This is a genomic window from Pseudomonas sp. QD4 (assembly GCF_049199125.1).
GTDB lineage: Bacteria > Pseudomonadota > Gammaproteobacteria > Pseudomonadales > Pseudomonadaceae > Aquipseudomonas.
Window position 1 is genome coordinate 631,875 of the sequence record NZ_JBLZOM010000001.1, and the last position, 17,904, is coordinate 649,778.

Below are 17,904 nucleotides of genomic sequence, written 5' to 3' on the forward strand. Positions count from 1 at the left end.
ACTGTTCAGTAATAAGGATGTTTTATGAATGCGCTTTTAAAATGTGTAGCCTTGGCAACCGTTATTGCGGGTGCAAGTGGTTGTGTCAGCTACAACATCAGCCAGCCGTCGGCTCCGATCGACAGCGTAGTAAAAACCGACCTCAAGGCGGACGTGACAGTCGGTGAAGCCATCTCCGGTCAATCCTCGGTCAATATCCTGTTTGGTTTCCTCAAGTTCGGTGGCGACAGCGAATTTGCCGACGGCGTGGCCTATGGCGGCGACGGCGGCGGGGCCCTGGGCGGCCTGGGTTTCGACCCTGTCAGCGCAGTCAAATCGGCTGCGGCCTACAAGGCGGTCAAGGCTTCCGGCGCTGACCTGATCGTCGCTCCGCGTTATGAAGTCAGCGAAGAAAACTACTTCGTGTTCAAGAAAGTCGCGGTCACCGTGAAGGGCAATAAAGGCAATATCCGCAGTATCCGCTAAGGGTATTTGCACACCTGCATACGGCTAAAAGTGAATTGATCTGTATACATGGAACGCTCGAGTTAAATCGAGGGTGAAAAGTTCAAGGCAAGCAGTTAAATGGAATTTCCTGCTTGCTCTCGGTATTAATTTTTTGAATGGAATATAAGTTCAGGAAGAATCTTGTCTCTTGAAGCAGTGGTCTGTTTAGTGTGAATTAATGAGATTCAAACAGTTATTCCAGCCCGCCGACGCCTCCTTCTCAACGCCCAAGGCCGCCCGCAAGCTATTGCGCCTTTTCGCCTTGGTGTTGCAGTTCGCTTTATTCAGTGCGCTTTACGCCTACCTCATTTCAAGTTTCGAGGACGAAGTGTCGTTGCGACGGGGTTACCTGAGCGGGTCGATCTCCGTTGCCCAGCGTTTTTTCACCGGCAATGAGGTGCTGCTGCGCAATCTGAGCCTCTCGGCAGTGCGCAATCGAGGAGTGCAAGAACCCATACCTACGGTTTCCGATGAGGAGTTGCATGTACGCCTGGGGCGCGGCGAGGTTTTCTGGAGCCTGTGGCTCACGGAGCGCAAGCTCGATTACCTGCGCCAGAACAAAATCAGCCTGCTATACGTCGAGTCCGGCTCGAAACCGCAGATCCTGCATCTGCCGGGCGCCCGCCAGGAAGAGCGGGTGGTGCCTCAGTCGGTGCTGCAAAAACTCGAACAACTGACATCCCAGGGCCTGCCGCCGGAAGGCGAGCTCTGGCTGCATGACACCTCCAGTCGGGCGCCGGAGTCCGGTTCTTCGCTGTACCTGTTCAGCTTGCTCGATGAGCGTGAACCCAGCTCGGGATGGCTCGGGTTGGAGATTGAAGATGGTGATGTGCTGGCAGCCTTGAGCAGTGATCGGGTGGGTGAGTTTCTGGTGCTCAATGCCCAGGGCAACGAGGTATTCGCCAGCGCCTCGTACCCCAGCCTGAGCCAGGCGGTGTCGCAGCTGCAGGGTGACAAATATTTCGGCTTTGTCGGCCAGGGCTGGTTGCCCGACAGCATGATCATGCGCAAGCACCTGGGTTACACCGATCTACAGGTGATCTATGCCATCGATTTTCGCTCTGTATTCCTGGCATTGCGTGGACCCTTGCTGCTGGTCGTAGTGTTGGGCATCGCCAGCGTGGCGGCCACCTGGCTGCTGGTGACGCGAATAGAAAAGCGCCTGATTGCCCCGGCGATCTATCGCGACAAGTCGCTGGTGGAAAGCGAAGCCTTCAGCCGCGCGGTGATCCAGACTGCTCCGGTGGCGCTCTGCGTGCTGCGCCGCATGGACGGTGCGGTGGTCCTGCAAAATCACCTGTCCGAGCAGTGGCTGGGGGCTGGAGATGTTCGCGAACAACGTCGTCAGGGGTGGATTGGTCAAGCCTTTGACAGCCCGGCGGGAGAGGGCACGGATGAGTTCGAAACCTGTGGCCGACACCTGATCCTGAGTTATTCCGCGACCCGCTACCGTGGCGAGGATGTGCTGTTTTGCGCCTTCAGCGACATCAGCGCCCATAAACAGGTGGAAGCGGCGCTGGAACATGCTCGGCAATTGGCCGACACGGCGAACGAGGCCAAGACCCAGTTCCTGGCCACCATGAGCCATGAAATCCGCACGCCACTGTATGGCGTGCTCGGCACCTTGGAGCTGCTGGCACGGACCACCCTCAATACCCAGCAGACCAACTACCTGCATGCGATCGAAGGCTCGTCATCGACCTTGCTGCAGTTGATCAGTGATGTGCTGGATGTGGCCAAGATCGAGGCCGGGCAACTGTTTCTGGAAGAGAGCGAGGTCTCTACGCTTGATCTGATTCAGGAGGTCATCGAAGGCTTTTCGGCAGCTGCCATCAATAAAGGGCTGCACCTGTATGCCCAGGTCGACCCCCAGCTACCCGAGCGCTTGAAGGGTGACTTGACGCGCATCCGGCAGATTCTGAACAACCTGCTGAGCAATGCCGTGAAGTTCACTGAAAGCGGGCGAATCGTGTTGCGGGTCAAAGTCGAAAGTCGCGATGACGAGCGCGTCTGCGTGCTCTGGCAGGTCTCCGATACCGGCGCGGGTATTTCCGCTGAGCACCAGCAACTGCTGTTCGCGCCGTTTTATCAAGTGGGGCACAACACCGGCATGGTCGCCGGTACAGGCCTGGGCCTGTCCATCTGCCAACGCCTGACCTCGCTGATGAATGGCAGCCTGCGTGTGGTCAGCGAGCCAGGGCTGGGCAGCAGTTTTATCTTGAAGCTGCCGCTGGAGCAGAATTTGAGTGGTGATGCTCCGACCGCCCCACGCCTGCTGCTCGAAACGGTTTACGTGGTTTCCCCGTCACGCGAGCTTGCCGAGAACATCTGCGGCTGGCTGCGTCGCTGGGGTGCCCGTGCGCAAATCGGCATTCATTCGGAGCAAGGGCTGGAAGCCTCCGCAGTCCTGGTGCAGGTGCAGGCTGGCGACCTTGCGCAACCCCGACCAGGCTTGAACATTCCGCTGGTCCAGGTGTGCGACAGAGTGAGTGTGAGCAGCGGTGATCGCAAGACCGCGTCGTGGCAGGTCAACCTCAGCAACCTGCTGGACCTGCGCCGCGCAGTCGGCCAGGCGCAAGGCAGTTACAGCCAGGTGGATGGCGCCCAGACCGGCGCCGTGGTGTTGCCGCAACTGGGGCTGCACCTGCTGGTGGCTGAAGACAATGCAATCAGTCGGCTGATCCTCAAGGACCAGCTGGAGGAACTGGGCTGTACGGCGCAGCTCGCCGCCGACGGCCACGAAGCGCTTGCACTGTGGCACGAAGGCGCATTCGACGCGGTGCTGACCGATATCAACATGCCCAACATGAATGGCTATGAATTGGTCGCCCAACTGCGCCGGCTGGGCTGTGACCTGCCCATTATCGGGGCCACGGCCAATGCACTCAGCGATGAGCGTGAACGCTGCCTGGCGGCCGGCATGGATGAGTGTCTGATCAAGCCGTTTGGCCTGCGTGCGCTGTCCAATAATTTGCAACACAACCGGAGTAAGAGCCGTGCTTTATAACGTCCTGATCGTGGAGGACCACCCTTTCCAGTACGAGTACCTGCTGAACCTGTTCAAGGAATTCGGCGATGTACGAGTTGAAGCCGCTTGCGATGGACAGAGCGCGCTGAAACGCCTGGATGAGGTTGATTTTGACCTGGTCTTGACCGACCTGGTGATGCCCGGCATGGACGGCGTGCAATTCATTCAGCAACTGGCGTCCAGGACGTTGAAGCCGGCATTGGCAATCATGAGTTCGGCTTCCCAACGCATGATTATCAGCGCCAGCCTGGTCGCACAAAGCCTGGGCCTCAAGGTGATAGGCCAGTTATCGAAACCGGTGCTGTCCGGCTCGGTTCATAAATTGATGAAGGAACTCGACACCTGGCTCGGGGCCAGCCGCACCCTGGATATCAGACTGCCGGTCTTCAGCCGGGAGATGCTGCAAGAGGCATTGGCTGCCGAAGTATTGCAGGCCTGGTTTCAACCGAAAAAATCCTTGGCCAATGGCCGCATCATCTCGGCCGAGGCATTGGCCCGCTGGCCTCATCCGCAGCATGGCTTGCTGATGCCGGCAGATTTTCTACCGGCAGTGGTGCGTTTTGGCCTGGAAGAGCCATTGCTGATGCTGTTCGTCAAACAGACGATTCTGGCCCAATCCCGTTGGCGCAAGCAGGGCTATGACATTCCGGTCTCGATCAATCTGCCTACTCATCTGCTAGACAGCGACAACCTGGCTGACCGCCTGTTTGACCTGGTGATCGAGCACGACGGCGTGCCGGGCATGATCGGTTTCGAGCTGATGGAGTGCTCCACCACCGACAACATCAGCAAGTTCTATGCGGGCGCCTGCCGCCTGAGGATGAAGGGCTTCGGCCTGGCCCAGGACGATTTCGGCCAAGGCTACAGCTCCTATTTCAATCTGGTCTCGACCCCCTTTACCGAACTGAAAATCGACCGGGCGCTGGTGCAGGGCTGTGTCGAGAACAAGAGCCTGGCCCTGGCGATTGCCAGCATCGTCGCTCTGGGCCAGCAACTGGGCCTGGAGGTCGTGGCTGAGGGCGTCGAAAGCCAGGATGAGCTGGTGCTGCTGCGCCAGCTCAAATGCGACGCCGTGCAGGGGTTCCTGATTTCCCAGGCCGTGTCATCCGATCAATTCAACACCTTGTTGAGTGAGGACGGACCTCCGGCGAGCCATTGATTACCACCCTGAACGCAGAGCGTGCGCTGCCTTGTTCGCGGGGAGTGCTCCAGATGACCTTTTGTACTGCAAAGGGTTGCCGAACAGGGTGTCAGTCGACCGCTCTTCCTTTCCATTCTGGAACCCACCATGACTTCCGATAACGTCTCACCAGGCACTGTTGCCTCAAACTCCGGAATGCGCCGGGCCTCCTTCACTCTAGGGGTCGTCCTGTCGCTCTCGGGAGTCTGCTACTGGGCAGTGGAGCGCTTGTTGGACGAGCAGGTGCACAGGGCCACCCGCCATTTCGAACTGCTGATGGCGCAAGTGGGTGAGAACCAGGCGTTTTTACAGCGCCTGGCGAGAAAAGTGACCGCCCCTCAGGAGTTGCTGGAGCAGAACCTGACGCCGCTACGCATTACCGAACTGTTTCAAACGCCGCAGCAGGTGATCTACGAAGGCCGGGAGGTTTCGTTCTCACTGCCTTTCAGCGTCATGGTGCCGGCGCACGCTAATCAGGCGATGCCCGATCAGGCGCCGTTCGTATTGGGTATGCACCTGGCCAACGACTACGGCGCGTTCTGGTCCGGCTCGCCTTATTCGCCGCCCCAGGTATTTGTCCTTACCCCGGGAGATGAATTCACCCTGGGCATTCCCGCGCTGGGTGAGAGGCGCGCCGATGGTTCGGTCCTCGACCCTGCCAGTTACCAGAAGGCCAGCGCTGAACTGCGCCTTTTGCTGCAGCAGGCCAGTGCTCCGAAGCTACGCGATGGTGTGCACTGGAGCGGTATGCAAGCGCCGGATAACTCAGCTCGGCAACTACAGGCTTATATCAGTATCGATATGCCGTACAAGCTGCTGCCGTTAGAGGCTCGGGGTCGTGAAGTGCTGGTAGTGGCGCAACCCGCGCTGACTCAAGTCAGTGGTTTTGCCCTTAGCCGGGAGGCGGCCTTTTTCGATGGTCTGAGCTTGACGCGACCCGACGGCAGGGTGCTGCTGGGCCCGCAAACGGATGTCCGACCACTGCCCGAAGGCTTGAGTTTTTCCAGCCGCGGCCTGCACATAAAACTGGCCATGACCCAGGGCGAGCATTGGACCGCGGTGTATGACATCAGCTACCAACGCTTTGTGCATGACGCCCGGTGGCAACTGTTGGGGCTGCTTGGCCTGATCGCTGGCAGCCTGGCCCTGGCCTGGCTGGTCAATCGTTGGTACCAGTTGAAGGTCCGCCGGCCCCTGCAGCGCGCTCATGCCCGAGAGATCGAGAGCACACTGTTCAATCGCGCGGTGATCGACACGGCACCGATCGGACTGAGTGTGATACGCAAGCGTGATAACCGTTTGCTGTTGGAAAACCACCTGGCGCTGGGCACCTCCCAGTGGCTGCTGCAGGTGCTGGATGAGCTTGGAGACGGTGACATTGGCGAGTCCTGCTTCAAGGTCGATGGGCGTTATTTGCACCTGCGCTTCAGTACGGCCCGCTATCAGGATCAGCAGGTACGGATATGTGCCTTCAGCGATATCAGCCATCACGAGCAAAGTGCCGTAGCCCTGACCCTGGCCAAGCGCCTGGCCGAGGAGGCCAGCCGGGCCAGGACGATCTTCCTGGCAACCATGAGCCACGAGATTCGCACCCCGTTGTATGGCGTGCTCGGCACCCTTGAATTGCTGGAGCGGACCGCCCTTGATCCGCGCCAGCAGGATTACCTGAAGACCATCCAGTGCTCGTCTTCAACCTTGCTGCAGTTGATCAGTGACGTCCTCGACGTGTCGAAGATCGAGTCGGCGCAGATGCCGTTGGAGCTGGGCCGGTTTTGCCCGTTGGACATGGTCGAGGAGGTACTGGAAGCCTGCGCGGCGGCGGCGAATGCCAAAGGGCTGCAGATGTACGCCTGCATCGATGTCCAGGTGCCGGAGTACCTGGAGGGCGATCATGCGCGGATTCGGCAGGTGCTTGGCAACCTGGTGACCAATGCCATCAAATTCACCGATTTCGGGCGGGTAGTGCTGCGTCTCAAGGTGCTGGGGCGCGAGGCAGGCAAGGTCAGCCTGCAATGGCAGATCACTGATACCGGGGTGGGCATTTCCCAGGCTCAGCAGGTGCTGCTGTTCGAGCCGTTCTATCAGGTACGCCAGGGCAGTACCGACGGCGGGGCGGGCCTGGGCCTGTCGATCTGCTGGCGTCTGAGTCAATTGATGAACGGGCAGATTCACATGGTCAGCGAGCCAGGGTTGGGCAGCAGTTTCAATTTTTTCGTCGAGTTGGCGGTGTTGCCAGGCAGCGAGATCGACCACGGGGTGCCACTGCTGCGAGCAAGACCGGTGTACGTCCGGGCGCCGATCAAGGAACTGGCGGACAACGTCTGCGAATGGCTGAAACACTGGGGCGCCAACGCGCTGATAGCGCCAAGCCTGGTGGCCGAGCCGTTGCCTGGGGCGGTATTGGTCGACCTGCTGGGCCCACCGGGTAATGACTGTTGTTGGGGTGGCCCCAGGGTGATCGCCAGCAGCCAGGCGCGAGATGCGGTCGAGCCGGAACAGGGGCTCTGGCCGGCCCGGATATATGCGATCAGGGACATCGCTCGGGCAGTGGCCGAGGCGCAAACCGGTGCTGGCGTAGCGCCTGCGACCAGAGGCCCTGTCGAGCGCGGCAAGTTGCCGTTACGGGTGCTGGTGGCCGAAGACAATCCGATCAATCAAGCCATCATCAAGGAGCAGCTCGAGGAGCTCGGCTGTCGCGTGGTGCTGGCTGCGGATGGACAGGAGGCCCTGCATCTCTGGTTGCCGGGTGCATTCGACGCGGTGTTGACCGACGTGAACATGCCGCTCATGAATGGTTATGAGCTGGCCATCGCGTTGCGTCAGTTGGACAAGCAGTTTCCCATCATTGGTGTAACGGCCAATGCCATGCGCGAGGAGGGCGAGCGCTGCCTGCAGGTCGGGATGAATGCCTGGATGGTCAAGCCCCTGACCCTGCAGGGGCTCTGGGACGGTTTGATGAGAGTCTGCAACGTGCAATACAACCTCGTCGCGGCGGCTTCGCTGGCACCTGGCTCAATGGCTGACACCGAACTGGTCGAGGCGCCCGATCAGATCCGGGTCTCAACGAAAATGCGTGCGCTGTTCATCAGCACCATGCGCGAGGACATGGTGCGCGCACGCGACGCCCTGGCCGCACAGGACGCCAGTCAATTACGCAGCAGCCTGCATTGCATTCGTGGCGCCCTGGCAGTGGTGCAGGCCCAGGCCCTGGCTGACGCCTGCGGAGCCGTGGAGCAGGCACTGGAAATCAAGACGCTTGATCAACCGCTGGCACGCAGGAGCGAACTGCTGTTCGCACGCATAGATCGTGCTGTTGCAGCCGTGTGAGAGCGCGGCAGGTGCAGGTCGTGATCTGACGAACTTAATCTTTGGACGAATGACTTCATGAAAAAAATCAAGATAGTTTTAGCTGATGACCATCCGGTGGTGTTGATGGGGGTCAGTGAGTACATCGAACGCGACAATCGCTATGAAGTCGTGGCCCAGGTGCAGAACTCAACGGAGTTGGTGGAAAAACTGCAGCAACTCAAGCCGGATGTGATCATTACCGATTACAACATGCCGGGGGATGAGGCCTATGGCGACGGTATCAAGTTGATTGAGTACCTGATCCGGCACTTTCCGGACATCCAGGTACTGATTCTGACCATGGTTTCCAACAACCTGATTCTGTCGCGGCTCTATGATGTCGGAGTTGCCGGGATCGTACCCAAGAGCAGCGACCTGAAGGAGATTCTGGTAGCGCTCAATACGTTGGCCAGAGGCCAGTCCTACCGCAGACCACTGTTTCATTCCCTACCCAGCGTGGTCGAGTGCACGGAGCCCGTCGAAGACCGGATTTCCAGCCTTTCGGTTCGCGAGTTCGAAGTACTGCGCCAGTTCGCCGCGGGCATGAGTGTCAATGAGATCGCCCATCTGCTCAATCGCAGCAAAAAGACCATCAGTGCCCAGAAGATCTCGGCGATGCGCAAGTTACAGGTCACTACGGATCATGAGTTGTTGAGCTTCTGTATCACGATGCGCTTGATTGTGTGACATGCCTTGCCTGAGTTCGTTTCAGAGCGCCTCCAGTTACGGGGAGGGGACTAAGGCTCTTCGGTCAACGGTTTCGGGCCTTGATCACTTCGGTATAAGACGCCTGTGATCATGCAGCATCGACAGTCAAGCTCATCAGCACGTATCACTTCCTGACGAAAACTCTCGTTCAATCCTGTCGGCTCATCAGGGAAGTTGTAATAGGAAGTTACGGGTCGAACGCTTTAGTACGTGTCCCAAGTCGAATGACGGACCCGTTGAGTATCATCCGCAGACCTATCCAATGCCCATGGCAATCATAAAGAAATGAGGTCCTTCATCTCATGTGGGCCTGTGGCGGGCACTTAAATTTTGCAACTCACCGCTCCTTGGTGTGGCAGGGAGTTACAGAGGGTGCATCTATCCGCCTGGTAGTTTTATACAGCGCTTTGTCAGGCCGCCAAAGAAACAATCAACGGTCTGCAAATTAATTTCGGAATAGGTGCGGCTATCCATGATAGTCGGCGAGTTATCCTTTTTTGATCGTAAAGGAGGTGTCTGTTAGCGCATGACTGTTGGCAAAGTGAAGGGCTGAACTATGCCCCCTCATGATGGCAACTAACGACAAGCGCTAAAGAATAGAAGCTTATGCGTCATGCCCGTATGACGAACCAATAGTGGTGCTCTATGTTGTATAGAGGCCGGATTGCACCTTCGTAATCTACTTGGGGTTTGGCCTTGGGCGGTATGCTTGAAGGGTAATGACGTAATTGGTATGAGAGCCGCTTAGTGCAAATAGGACTGGTCTCATTAATCTTTGTCGGTTTAATTGGTTAAATGACAACTGCTGCATCCATCAACTATTAAAACTCGGTGTCACTATGAAAAGATTTTTTGCTTTAAGCCTTCTGTCTTCGGTTTTGGCTGTGCCTATGACAGCGAATGCTCTTACTGAGGGTGGCGGTGGTAACATTAACTTTACCGGAACTATCAAGCAGGATAGTTGCAGTGTTCAAGGGCAAGGCACCAGTGATATTAACGTCCCGCTGGGCAACGTCCAGGCCTCGACCCTCGGCACTGCAGCTGCACCGGGAGCTATCTCCAGCACTGGCCAAGTCAATATTTCGGTGAAGTGCGATAAAACGCACACTAAAGTTGCACTGAGCTTTGACCCACTGCCTTCTCAGCTTCAGGGCACTAACGTCTTGCACATTGATAACGCAACCGGTGGCGCCAAAGGTGTAGGTATTGTCCTGGTTGACGCCGCAGGTGCCGCAATGGACCTGAAAACCGACAGCTATACGGGCACTAGCGTTAACGGTACGACCAACCTTCAGGTTCGGGCCACTTACGTCATGACGAGTGACGCTGCAGCGGTCAAGCCGGGTACAGCCAACGCCAGCATGCCGTTTGTTCTGAAATACGAATAAGTTGTTTCTCGCTGTGAGAGGCGCTTGCGCCTCTCACACTCTTAGAGTGTTTTTCATGTCGCCTAAGTTTTTCATAAAAGCCATGAGTCTGGCGCTGATTACATTCAGTTTCGGCGCTCATGCTGCAATATCCCTAAGTGGAACTCGGCTGGTTTTTGCTGAAGGAAAAAAAGAGGAAACCCTCGTCGTACGTAATGACGGCAAAGATATCGTTGTTCAATCCTGGATTGAAAGTGAAGGGGAGGCTGATCTGCCATTTGCAATCACTCCACCTCTGGTCCGCGTAGGTGCCAAGCAACAACAACTATTACGCGTACTGTTCTCCGGGTCCAGCTTGCCCAGCGACAGAGAGTCGGTGTTCTGGCTAAGTATTCAGGAAATACCCCAGTCGGCAGGAGAGGAAAACACCCTGCAACTTGCGGTGCGTCAGCGGATCAAGGTGTTTTATCGGCCAAAGGGTTTGTCCGGCACAGCCGGCGCAGCACCCGAACAACTGGAATGGCGACTGCTGAATACGTCTGATGGGCAACAACTGCAAATAAAGAATCCGACACCTTATTACACTACCTTGGTCGATCTGGTGCTTTTCGGCGTGAAGGAAAACAAAGTAACTGAGGCGCGCATGCTCTCCCCAGGTGAAACCGTCACTCTGCCTATGAATAAAGTAATAGGCAGCAAACATCGCTTGGATTTTGGCAGTATCAATGATTACGGCGGGCGTGATCTATTTACTGTCGATGTCACCGAAGGCCAGTCCGCAAAAGCCAAGGGGCTATAGCGGATAATTCATAGCAATACCAAATCATGCGTTGGCCCTTGCTCTCAATTGTAAATGCAGAGGCATGACTTGGCCTATGTAACCCAACTACTAAGTGAATCATGATGTCGAAAGGTTATTTGCTTACAGGTTTTGGTCAATCTAGCCTCGTTATTACTCTGGAGAGTCGGCAGTCGTTCTGCTGGGCGCTTTTACTGGTTGCACTTCCAATAGTCGCACATGCTGATTCAGAGCAACTCAATACTGAGCCTAGGGTAAAAATCCCACTGTTGGCATTTAATACCGGGTTCCTACAGGGTGGTTCGGCTCAACCTGCCGATGTATTGGCCTTGCTTCAAGGTGGTAGCAACGTTCTGCCTGGCAACTATCGGGTAGAAATTTACGTCAACGGCGACCTGAATGGCCGACGTGATATCGAATTCAAGCAAGAAGCAGCAGGGGCGGAGGTACAGCCGTGCCTGACACCGGTCATGTTCAAGGACTTCGGTATCGATCTGCTCAAGTTGCAGAACCCGGAGCTGCTCGCACCCGAGAATGCCAATCGCTGCTACCCGTTGGATACGTTGATCGAGCAGGCCGAAGTCAAGTTCGACTCTGCCCGTTTGCACCTGTTGATTAGCGTGCCCCAGGCGTTTATGCAGGCTGGCGTTCGTGGGTATGTCGACCCGGCGCTCTGGGATGAAGGCGTCACTGCTGCCTTTATCAACTATCAGTTCAACATGCGCCGTAATAGCAGCGGCGGGACCAGAAGCACCTCGAAGTACCTGGGATTGCAAAATGGCTTCAACCTTGGGTCTTGGCGCTTGCGCAACGAGTCCAACCTCACCATGAATGAAGGCCAGCCAACCAAATTCTCCAGTAACCGCAGCTTTGTCCAGCGTGATATCACTGCGCTCAAGGCCCAATTGGCCCTGGGCGAGATCTATACCAACGGCAATATTTTTGACAGCGTGCGTTTTCGCGGCGCCCAGTTGACCTCCGATGATGCAATGCTCGCCGACAGCGAACGAGGCTATGCACCGATTATTCGCGGCGTCGCCGAAACCAACGCCACAGTCGAGGTGCGCCAGAACGGTTATGTCATCTACAGCACCCCGGTATCCGCGGGCGCCTTTGAGTTGACTGATATCTACCCCAGTGGCTCCAACGGTGACCTGGAAGTGACGGTGGTCGAAGCCGATGGTCGTCGCCGGGTTACGCGCCAGGCGTTTTCCAGTCTGCCGGTCATGGTGCGCAAGGGGCGCATGACCTTCAGTGTTGCCGGCGGCCAGTATCAGAGTAATGACGACAGTCAGCAGAGCCCTTCATTCGTCAGCACGGCGCTGGCCTATGGTCTCAGCGACGATATGACGGGGACCTTCGGCCTGCAGGTAGCAGAGAACTTCCAGGCACTGAACTTCGGGATAGGGCGCAATACACCGATCGGCGCTCTATCGGTCGACATCACCCAAAGTGCCAGCAAAATCCCGCAGCAGACTGACAAGGGCCAAAGTATCCGGGTGTTGTATGCCAAGACATTTGCCCAGACCAGCACCGACTTCACCCTGGCGGCCTACCGCTACTCCACTGAGGGCTACCGCAGTTTCAGTGACCATGTGCAGGACCTCAATCGTGACCTCACCTCCACGAGAATGGGGCGCTCTCGAGCGCGCCTGGACCTGACCGTGCAACAGAGCCTGGGAGAAAAGCAGCAGTACGGCAGCATCTACTTGAGCGCCAGCGATCAAAGCTACTGGAATAGCAGCACCCGTTCGCAAAGTATCTCTGCCGGTTACGGCAATTACTGGAAAAGCCTGAACTATTCCGTGAGCCTGACCCATACCCGTAATATCGCCGAACGCGGTTCGGCCAGCAGCAATGACAGTCAGGTGGCGTTGTCCTTCAGCCTTCCGCTGGGAAGCACTGCCCACTCACCGCGGGCCACGCTGCGCATCCTGCGTGATCGCGAGGGCAACCAGAACACCCAGGCAGGCCTGAACGGCTATCTGGGCCCTGCTACCAACTACTCCTTCCAAGGCGGGCGGGACGGTCATGGTGGTAACAGCGGCAACGCGAGTATTTCCACCGACACCGCGGTGGGCCGGATGGACCTCGGTTACGGCCAGGGGCCCGATTACAAGAGCTTGAACGTCGGTGCCAGCGGTTCGGTGGTTGCTCACGCCGGTGGTATCAACCTTGGCCAGCAGGTTGGCGAGAGCTTTGTCCTGGCCGAAGTGCCCGACACCCCCGGTGTGGGCATCATCAGCAATGCGGGAGTGACAACCGGGCGCAATGGTTTCGCCATCGTGCCCAATGCCCAGCCCTATCGCTTGAACTGGGTCAGCCTGGACACAGGGAACCTGGGAGCAGATATCGAACTGGAACAGGCAACCCAACAAGTGGTGCCGCGCCGTGGCGCAGTGGTGCTTGCTCGCTATCAGGCGCAGATTGGGCGTCGAGTGCAATTTATTCTGCGTCAGGCCGATGGAAAAAAGATGGGCTTTGGGGCCACCGTCGAGGATCCGGAAGGGAAACAGAGCGCCATCTCGGACCCTTATGGCATGGCGCTGATGCTGCTCAAGCAGGACAAGGGCTTGATGAACGTCACTTGGGACGGCAGCACCTGCCAGGCGCCGTATGACTTGCCCGAGCGCAACAAGGAGCTGAACTACGAACAGGCCGAGCTGAAGTGCAAGGGTAACTGACAGGAGTCGTTGCCCAGTACCTTCAGGTTCTGTGGTGGAAACTCAGGCCTGCGTTCGATATCACGCTGACAGCAATCCTTGGACTTCGCGAGCTGCCAGGGGCCAGCGGTTTTTCCTGAACTCAGGGTGATACGGGGTAGGTAGGTTATCTCTGAGCGCGTTACCCGGTCCCTGGGACTGAGAATTCACCCTGAACAATTCAGATTTATCCTAAAGAGCTCATAGCGGATACGGCATTAAGCTATCACCTCAGTCATTCATCGAGGTGTTTCCCATGTCCCAAGAGCGAGACAAATTTGTTATCCGGCTTCCCGATGACATGCATCCACGGATCAAGAGCATTGCCCGGCTTAACAACCGCAGCATGAATAATGAAATTGTCGCCCGTATAGAACGCACCTTCACCTTGGACGAAACCATGGAGCTGGAGGCCAAGATCAAAGGACTGATGCTGCAACGTATTGAGTCGCTTGAAAGTGAGCTGGCGCAGATGCGTGAAACCGTTGAAGAAAAAAAGACCGATTGACCTGCCCGCGACCGCCGTTGAGCAGGTCAATTGCTTTGACTCGCAATGTGCGACAGCTCTCCGCAAAACAGACGCGCCCCGAACCCGCCATTACGGAGCGGGCTTGGGGAGATGGCAGACAACTCTCAGGCAGAAGCTCAGGCGCTCTGCAATGCGTTGGCGATGGCCTGGTTGAAAGCCGGCAAGTCGTCGGGAGTACGGGAGGTAATAAGTTTCCAACCATTGGCCGTGCATTCCTTGACTTCACTGTCGACCCAACCCGCGGCTTTGGCATTGAGCAAGTCGGTGCGCACGCTGGTGTAGGAAGTCAGGGTCTTGCCCGGGATGACTCCCGCATCGATCAGTAGCCAAGGGCCATGGCAAATCGCGGCCACCGTCTTCCCCGCGTCGACAAACTCATTGACCAGGCGCTGGGCCTCAGGGTCCTGGCGCAGGGTATCAGCGTTCACCGTCCCCCCTGGGATAACCAGGGCGTCGAAGTCGCGGGCATTCAGGCCTGACAGTTTTCCATCGGACTCCACCTGCCGGTCCTTCTCGGTATCGTGCAGGAAGGTCTGCGTGGAACCGCCTTCGATCGAGCCATGGGTCAACGTTGCCCCCAGGCTGCGCAGCGCTTCAAGTGGCTTGAGCAGTTCGTCGCGTTCGATGCCGGTATTGGCCGTGATGATCAAGATGTTTTTGCCATGCAGTTGCGTGGTCATGTATCCGGTCCTCCAGGGTAAGCAAGCCCCGCGCAGGTATCACGCGGCGTATCCTTATCTGAGGACCGGGGGCCAAACGAAGTTCAGCTTGATTGCGCTGCACCTGGTCTCGGAACCTTGCGCATCACCTTGATTGACCCCGGGAGGAGAGCAGGGCGGGTAGAGGGTTATAGCGCTTCCTCCTCTTCGCTGTCCTTGGCGGTTGCGGGACGCGGGTTTTGCGCAGACAAGTCGCCCGTTGGGTCCATACGCTCCTGCGCACCCATGCTGCTGTATTGCTTACGCAGTGTTCGAAGCTCCTTGCTTTCCAGTTGATCCAGGCACAAGGCGGCGTTTTGCGCGTCTTTGGTGGCACGCAATAATTCGTCGATTTTGATGTGCAGGATGTCGTTGTCGCGGTTCTGGGTGTTCTGGATCAGGAACACCATCAGGAAGGTGATGATGGTGGTCGAGGTGTTGATGATCAGCTGCCACGTGTCGTTGTAGTGGAAAAATGGGCCGGTCAGGGCCCAGACCACTATCAGCACGATGGCCACAAGAAACGTCTTGGAGCTACCGGCCCATTTGGAAAGCGTGTGGCAGAAGGTTACGAATTTCATGGCAGTGGGTCCTGGTTGTTGGTCTAACAATGGACAGCAATCAGGTCGTGAAATTCTTTGTTACATTTACCGGTGCGAGGTTTTTTTATAACGCTCATAACCCGCCAGTAGCGGTTGGGTGCTGAGACCGTGCAGCAGAATGCTCAATGCCACAATCGACAGCGTCAGGTCGGTACACAGCGCAGCCGTTACCGGAGGTACGCCGTGGTTGAGGGCATAGAACAGGTAGTAAAGACTGCCGATACCGCGGATCCCGAACCAACCGATCAGCCAGCGTTGGCGGCCGGAGAGCAAGCCGCCCCAGGGAATCAACAGCACGCTCAGGGGGCGGATCAACACAAATAATGCGGCCCCAATTGGCAGTGCACGCCAATCCCAGTGGGCGATCAGTACCACCCCCAGCAGCGTGACCATAAAGACTTCCATCGCCCGCTCGACCAAACCGCCGAAGGCCAGCATGTCGCCCATCATGATTCCAGCGGCCACTTGGGTGCCTTCCAGACTTTGAGTGTCGCCATGCAGGGCTTTGTGCGGTTCGACATCCTGATGCCCCACCAGGGGTTGCACCAGGTGTTCGGCCGGAACCTGAGGGTTGGCCGCCGAATTGACCTCGGCCTGGCGCAACCCGAGGCCGGCAGCGAATACCGATAAAAAACCATAGCCATGCAGGCTTTCGGCGGCCACATAGGCCAGCGCAATCAGGGCAAGGGTCAGGTAGTCGTTGGGCGAGACGGTGCAGTCATCATTCCGGGTATTCAGCAACAAGGTAATGCGCCCCAGGCCGCGCCCCATCCAGTAGCCGATCAGCAATCCCGCCGGAACCGCCCACAGCACATCCCGCCAAAGCCAGTCGTACAAGGCGCCATTGCCACCATCGGCTTTAACCAGCACCAGCCCGAGGATGACAAATGCAAAGGCCACGCCGTCGTTGAGCCCCGCTTCGCCGGAGAGGCCAAATCGCACCGGATCGTAGTCCTGGGCGTTATTGACCTGCACCATCGACGCCAGCACCGGGTCGGTGGGCGCCAGCACCGCGCCAATCAGTAGCGATGCACCCCACGACATTTGAAGCAGGTAATGCAGGACCAGGGTCACGCCGATAATGCTCAGCAACATCACCGGTCCGGCCAGGCCATAGGCCACGCGCCAGATTTTGTGGCCAAGAGGCAGGCGCAGCTTCAAGCCGCAGACGAACAGGGAAAACAGCACCGCCACTTCACTCAGGTGCTCCATCCATGGCGCTGCGTGTTTCAGGTCGAGTTGCAACAGCCCCAGACCCGCAGGGCCGATGGCAACCCCCAGTACCAGGCACACCGCTGAAGTCGTGACCGGCATCCAACGCAGATAGGAGGAGGTCAGCGCGAGCAACAGCAAGACTGCGCCCAGCACTGCCATCCAGACAATGAAACTCATAGGTATCTCTCGTTCCCGGCACTCGGTCGGTGATCGCGTGCAGACCTGCACAGCTATTCGAGGACGCAAGGCAAGTCAGGTTCAACCGGATTTGCTCTGGCGCCGACTGCACGCCAATTCGGCCCCGCGCTGTGCTCTAGCCGGGGCGTCGCAGAATCGGTTGACCGCACGCCGATGGCTCTGGGGCGCGATAAATTTAATGAACCCTCGCTGGCCACCCCGACCTAAGCCTTTATGAATCGGGAGGTAAATCATGCAAATACAACACTATGTCTGGATCGCCCTGGCAGTAATCCTGTTGCTGGTGGAACTGTGGGCGATCAGGAGTGTGCTGCGCAGTACCAAACCCTGGGACAGCAAGGGCGTGTGGGTGGTGGTCATTGTCTTTGTGCCCTTGCTCGGGCTGCTGGCATGGCTGGTGGCCGGACCAAAGGGCAGTGCTCGGACCCTGTCCGAACCTGAGCATCAACAACGCTGAGGATTGTGCCCAGCGACAGACAAGGTGAATTGCTTTGCCCAGAATACTGACGTCCCACATGGAAGAAACCGAGCTCACCGAGCACAACGCCAAAATGTTCGGTTCGCCCAAGGAACGCCTGGATTTCTATCGTCGGGAGATCCAGTACGAAACCAGCATCCTGGCCAACCGCACCGATGCCTATTTATCGGCGCAGTCATTTCTGGTGATTGCCTTTGCATCCTGCATGGCCAACCTCAATCCGGAATGGGGCAAATTGTTCACCCTGGCGGTGCCACCTTTCCTGGCATTGCTGGGGGTACTCAGCTCCCTCAATGCTTGGCCGGGGATCAAGGCCGCCTACGAGATCATCGACCATTGGCACTTCAAACAAAGCGAACTGCTGCGCAGCGAGCCGTTGATGGGGCTGGCGTATGACGAGTCGCCCTTGTTCTGCGAGAGCGAGTCCAGCCATAAGGGCTATCGCAAGTCCTTGCTGTTCTCGGTTCGCACGCCGTGGATCTTCGCCCCATTCTGGATGATGCTCGGCTCCTGGGCGGTGTACATCCAGCTCACTAACCCGGGTTCTTGAGTCGTTATTGCGCTTG

General features: G+C 57.4%; 14 protein-coding genes. 11 read left to right on the top strand and 3 right to left on the bottom strand.

Annotated elements, in window-relative coordinates; translation table 11 throughout:
* Nucleotides 1-24: 24 nt before the first annotated feature.
* The 9 genes from ACOZJV_RS02870 (at nt 25) to ACOZJV_RS02910 (ending at nt 14,126) form a co-directional block, all read left to right on the top strand.
* A complete protein-coding gene (locus tag ACOZJV_RS02870; protein WP_078472941.1) occupies nt 25-465 on the top strand; it encodes a hypothetical protein in 441 nt (146 codons plus the stop codon).
* Between the two features lie 199 nt (nt 466-664).
* Nucleotides 665-3,493, top strand: a complete 2,829-nt coding sequence (locus tag ACOZJV_RS02875) for an ATP-binding protein (RefSeq protein ID WP_421546770.1) — start codon at nt 665-667, stop codon at nt 3,491-3,493.
* Complete coding sequence (locus ACOZJV_RS02880; protein ID WP_421546771.1) at nt 3,483-4,673, top strand: EAL domain-containing response regulator; 1,191 nt, start codon at nt 3,483-3,485, stop codon at nt 4,671-4,673. The genes ACOZJV_RS02875 and ACOZJV_RS02880 overlap by 11 nt, the downstream gene beginning before the upstream one ends.
* A 129-nt stretch (nt 4,674-4,802) precedes the next feature.
* On the top strand, nt 4,803-8,021 hold the full coding sequence (locus ACOZJV_RS02885) for a response regulator (protein ID WP_421546772.1): 3,219 nt from the start codon (nt 4,803-4,805) through the stop codon (nt 8,019-8,021).
* Nucleotides 8,022-8,078: 57 nt separating this feature from the next.
* On the top strand, nt 8,079-8,729 hold the full coding sequence (locus tag ACOZJV_RS02890) for a response regulator transcription factor (RefSeq protein ID WP_078472937.1): 651 nt from the start codon (nt 8,079-8,081) through the stop codon (nt 8,727-8,729).
* A gap of 860 nt (nt 8,730-9,589) precedes the next feature.
* Nucleotides 9,590-10,138, top strand: coding sequence for a fimbrial protein (locus tag ACOZJV_RS02895; protein WP_421546773.1), 549 nt, complete (start codon nt 9,590-9,592; stop codon nt 10,136-10,138).
* Between the two features lie 55 nt (nt 10,139-10,193).
* Nucleotides 10,194-10,916 carry a molecular chaperone gene (locus ACOZJV_RS02900; RefSeq protein WP_421546774.1) on the top strand — a complete coding sequence of 241 codons (723 nt, stop codon included), beginning with the start codon at nt 10,194-10,196 and terminating at the stop codon, nt 10,914-10,916.
* 104 nt (nt 10,917-11,020) lie between these two features.
* Complete coding sequence (locus ACOZJV_RS02905) at nt 11,021-13,600, top strand: fimbria/pilus outer membrane usher protein (RefSeq protein ID WP_421546775.1); 2,580 nt, start codon at nt 11,021-11,023, stop codon at nt 13,598-13,600.
* Nucleotides 13,601-13,874: 274 nt separating this feature from the next.
* A complete protein-coding gene (locus ACOZJV_RS02910; protein WP_020294595.1) occupies nt 13,875-14,126 on the top strand; it encodes an Arc family DNA-binding protein in 252 nt (83 codons plus the stop codon).
* A gap of 137 nt (nt 14,127-14,263) precedes the next feature.
* Here the strand turns inward: ACOZJV_RS02910 and ACOZJV_RS02915 are convergent, their stop codons facing one another.
* The 3 genes from ACOZJV_RS02915 to ACOZJV_RS02925 all read right to left on the bottom strand — a co-directional run bounded on the left by ACOZJV_RS02915 (nt 14,264) and on the right by ACOZJV_RS02925 (nt 16,839).
* Nucleotides 14,264-14,827, bottom strand: coding sequence for a type 1 glutamine amidotransferase domain-containing protein (locus ACOZJV_RS02915; protein WP_421546776.1), 564 nt, complete (start codon nt 14,825-14,827; stop codon nt 14,264-14,266).
* Nucleotides 14,828-14,994: 167 nt separating this feature from the next.
* A complete protein-coding gene (locus ACOZJV_RS02920; RefSeq protein WP_078472934.1) occupies nt 14,995-15,426 on the bottom strand; it encodes a low affinity iron permease family protein in 432 nt (143 codons plus the stop codon).
* A gap of 66 nt (nt 15,427-15,492) precedes the next feature.
* Nucleotides 15,493-16,839: a cation:proton antiporter gene (locus ACOZJV_RS02925; protein ID WP_078472933.1), complete on the bottom strand. Its 1,347-nt coding sequence runs from the start codon at nt 16,837-16,839 to the stop codon at nt 15,493-15,495.
* A gap of 253 nt (nt 16,840-17,092) precedes the next feature.
* Between ACOZJV_RS02925 and ACOZJV_RS02930 the strand changes: the two genes are divergently transcribed.
* Nucleotides 17,093-17,317, top strand: coding sequence for a PLDc N-terminal domain-containing protein (locus tag ACOZJV_RS02930; RefSeq protein ID WP_020294591.1), 225 nt, complete (start codon nt 17,093-17,095; stop codon nt 17,315-17,317).
* 34 nt (nt 17,318-17,351) lie between these two features.
* Nucleotides 17,352-17,888 carry a hypothetical protein gene (locus ACOZJV_RS02935; protein ID WP_043228280.1) on the top strand — a complete coding sequence of 179 codons (537 nt, stop codon included), beginning with the start codon at nt 17,352-17,354 and terminating at the stop codon, nt 17,886-17,888.
* Nucleotides 17,889-17,904 lie beyond the last annotated feature (16 nt).

Excerpts from the sequence above, each read along its gene's own strand:
- ACOZJV_RS02870 (WP_078472941.1), top strand. The coding sequence starts at position 25 with ATGAATGCGCTTTTAAAATGTGTAGCCTTGGCAACCGTTATTGCGGGT.
- ACOZJV_RS02875 (WP_421546770.1), top strand. The coding sequence starts at position 665 with ATGAGATTCAAACAGTTATTCCAGCCCGCCGACGCCTCCTTCTCAACG.
- ACOZJV_RS02885 (WP_421546772.1), top strand. The coding sequence starts at position 4,803 with ATGACTTCCGATAACGTCTCACCAGGCACTGTTGCCTCAAACTCCGGA.
- ACOZJV_RS02890 (WP_078472937.1), top strand. The coding sequence starts at position 8,079 with ATGAAAAAAATCAAGATAGTTTTAGCTGATGACCATCCGGTGGTGTTG.
- ACOZJV_RS02895 (WP_421546773.1), top strand. The coding sequence starts at position 9,590 with ATGAAAAGATTTTTTGCTTTAAGCCTTCTGTCTTCGGTTTTGGCTGTG.
- ACOZJV_RS02900 (WP_421546774.1), top strand. The coding sequence starts at position 10,194 with ATGTCGCCTAAGTTTTTCATAAAAGCCATGAGTCTGGCGCTGATTACA.
- ACOZJV_RS02905 (WP_421546775.1), top strand. The coding sequence starts at position 11,021 with ATGTCGAAAGGTTATTTGCTTACAGGTTTTGGTCAATCTAGCCTCGTT.
- ACOZJV_RS02910 (WP_020294595.1), top strand. The coding sequence starts at position 13,875 with ATGTCCCAAGAGCGAGACAAATTTGTTATCCGGCTTCCCGATGACATG.
- ACOZJV_RS02915 (WP_421546776.1), bottom strand. The coding sequence starts at position 14,827 with ATGACCACGCAACTGCATGGCAAAAACATCTTGATCATCACGGCCAAT.
- ACOZJV_RS02920 (WP_078472934.1), bottom strand. The coding sequence starts at position 15,426 with ATGAAATTCGTAACCTTCTGCCACACGCTTTCCAAATGGGCCGGTAGC.
- ACOZJV_RS02925 (WP_078472933.1), bottom strand. The coding sequence starts at position 16,839 with ATGAGTTTCATTGTCTGGATGGCAGTGCTGGGCGCAGTCTTGCTGTTG.
- ACOZJV_RS02930 (WP_020294591.1), top strand. The coding sequence starts at position 17,093 with ATGCAAATACAACACTATGTCTGGATCGCCCTGGCAGTAATCCTGTTG.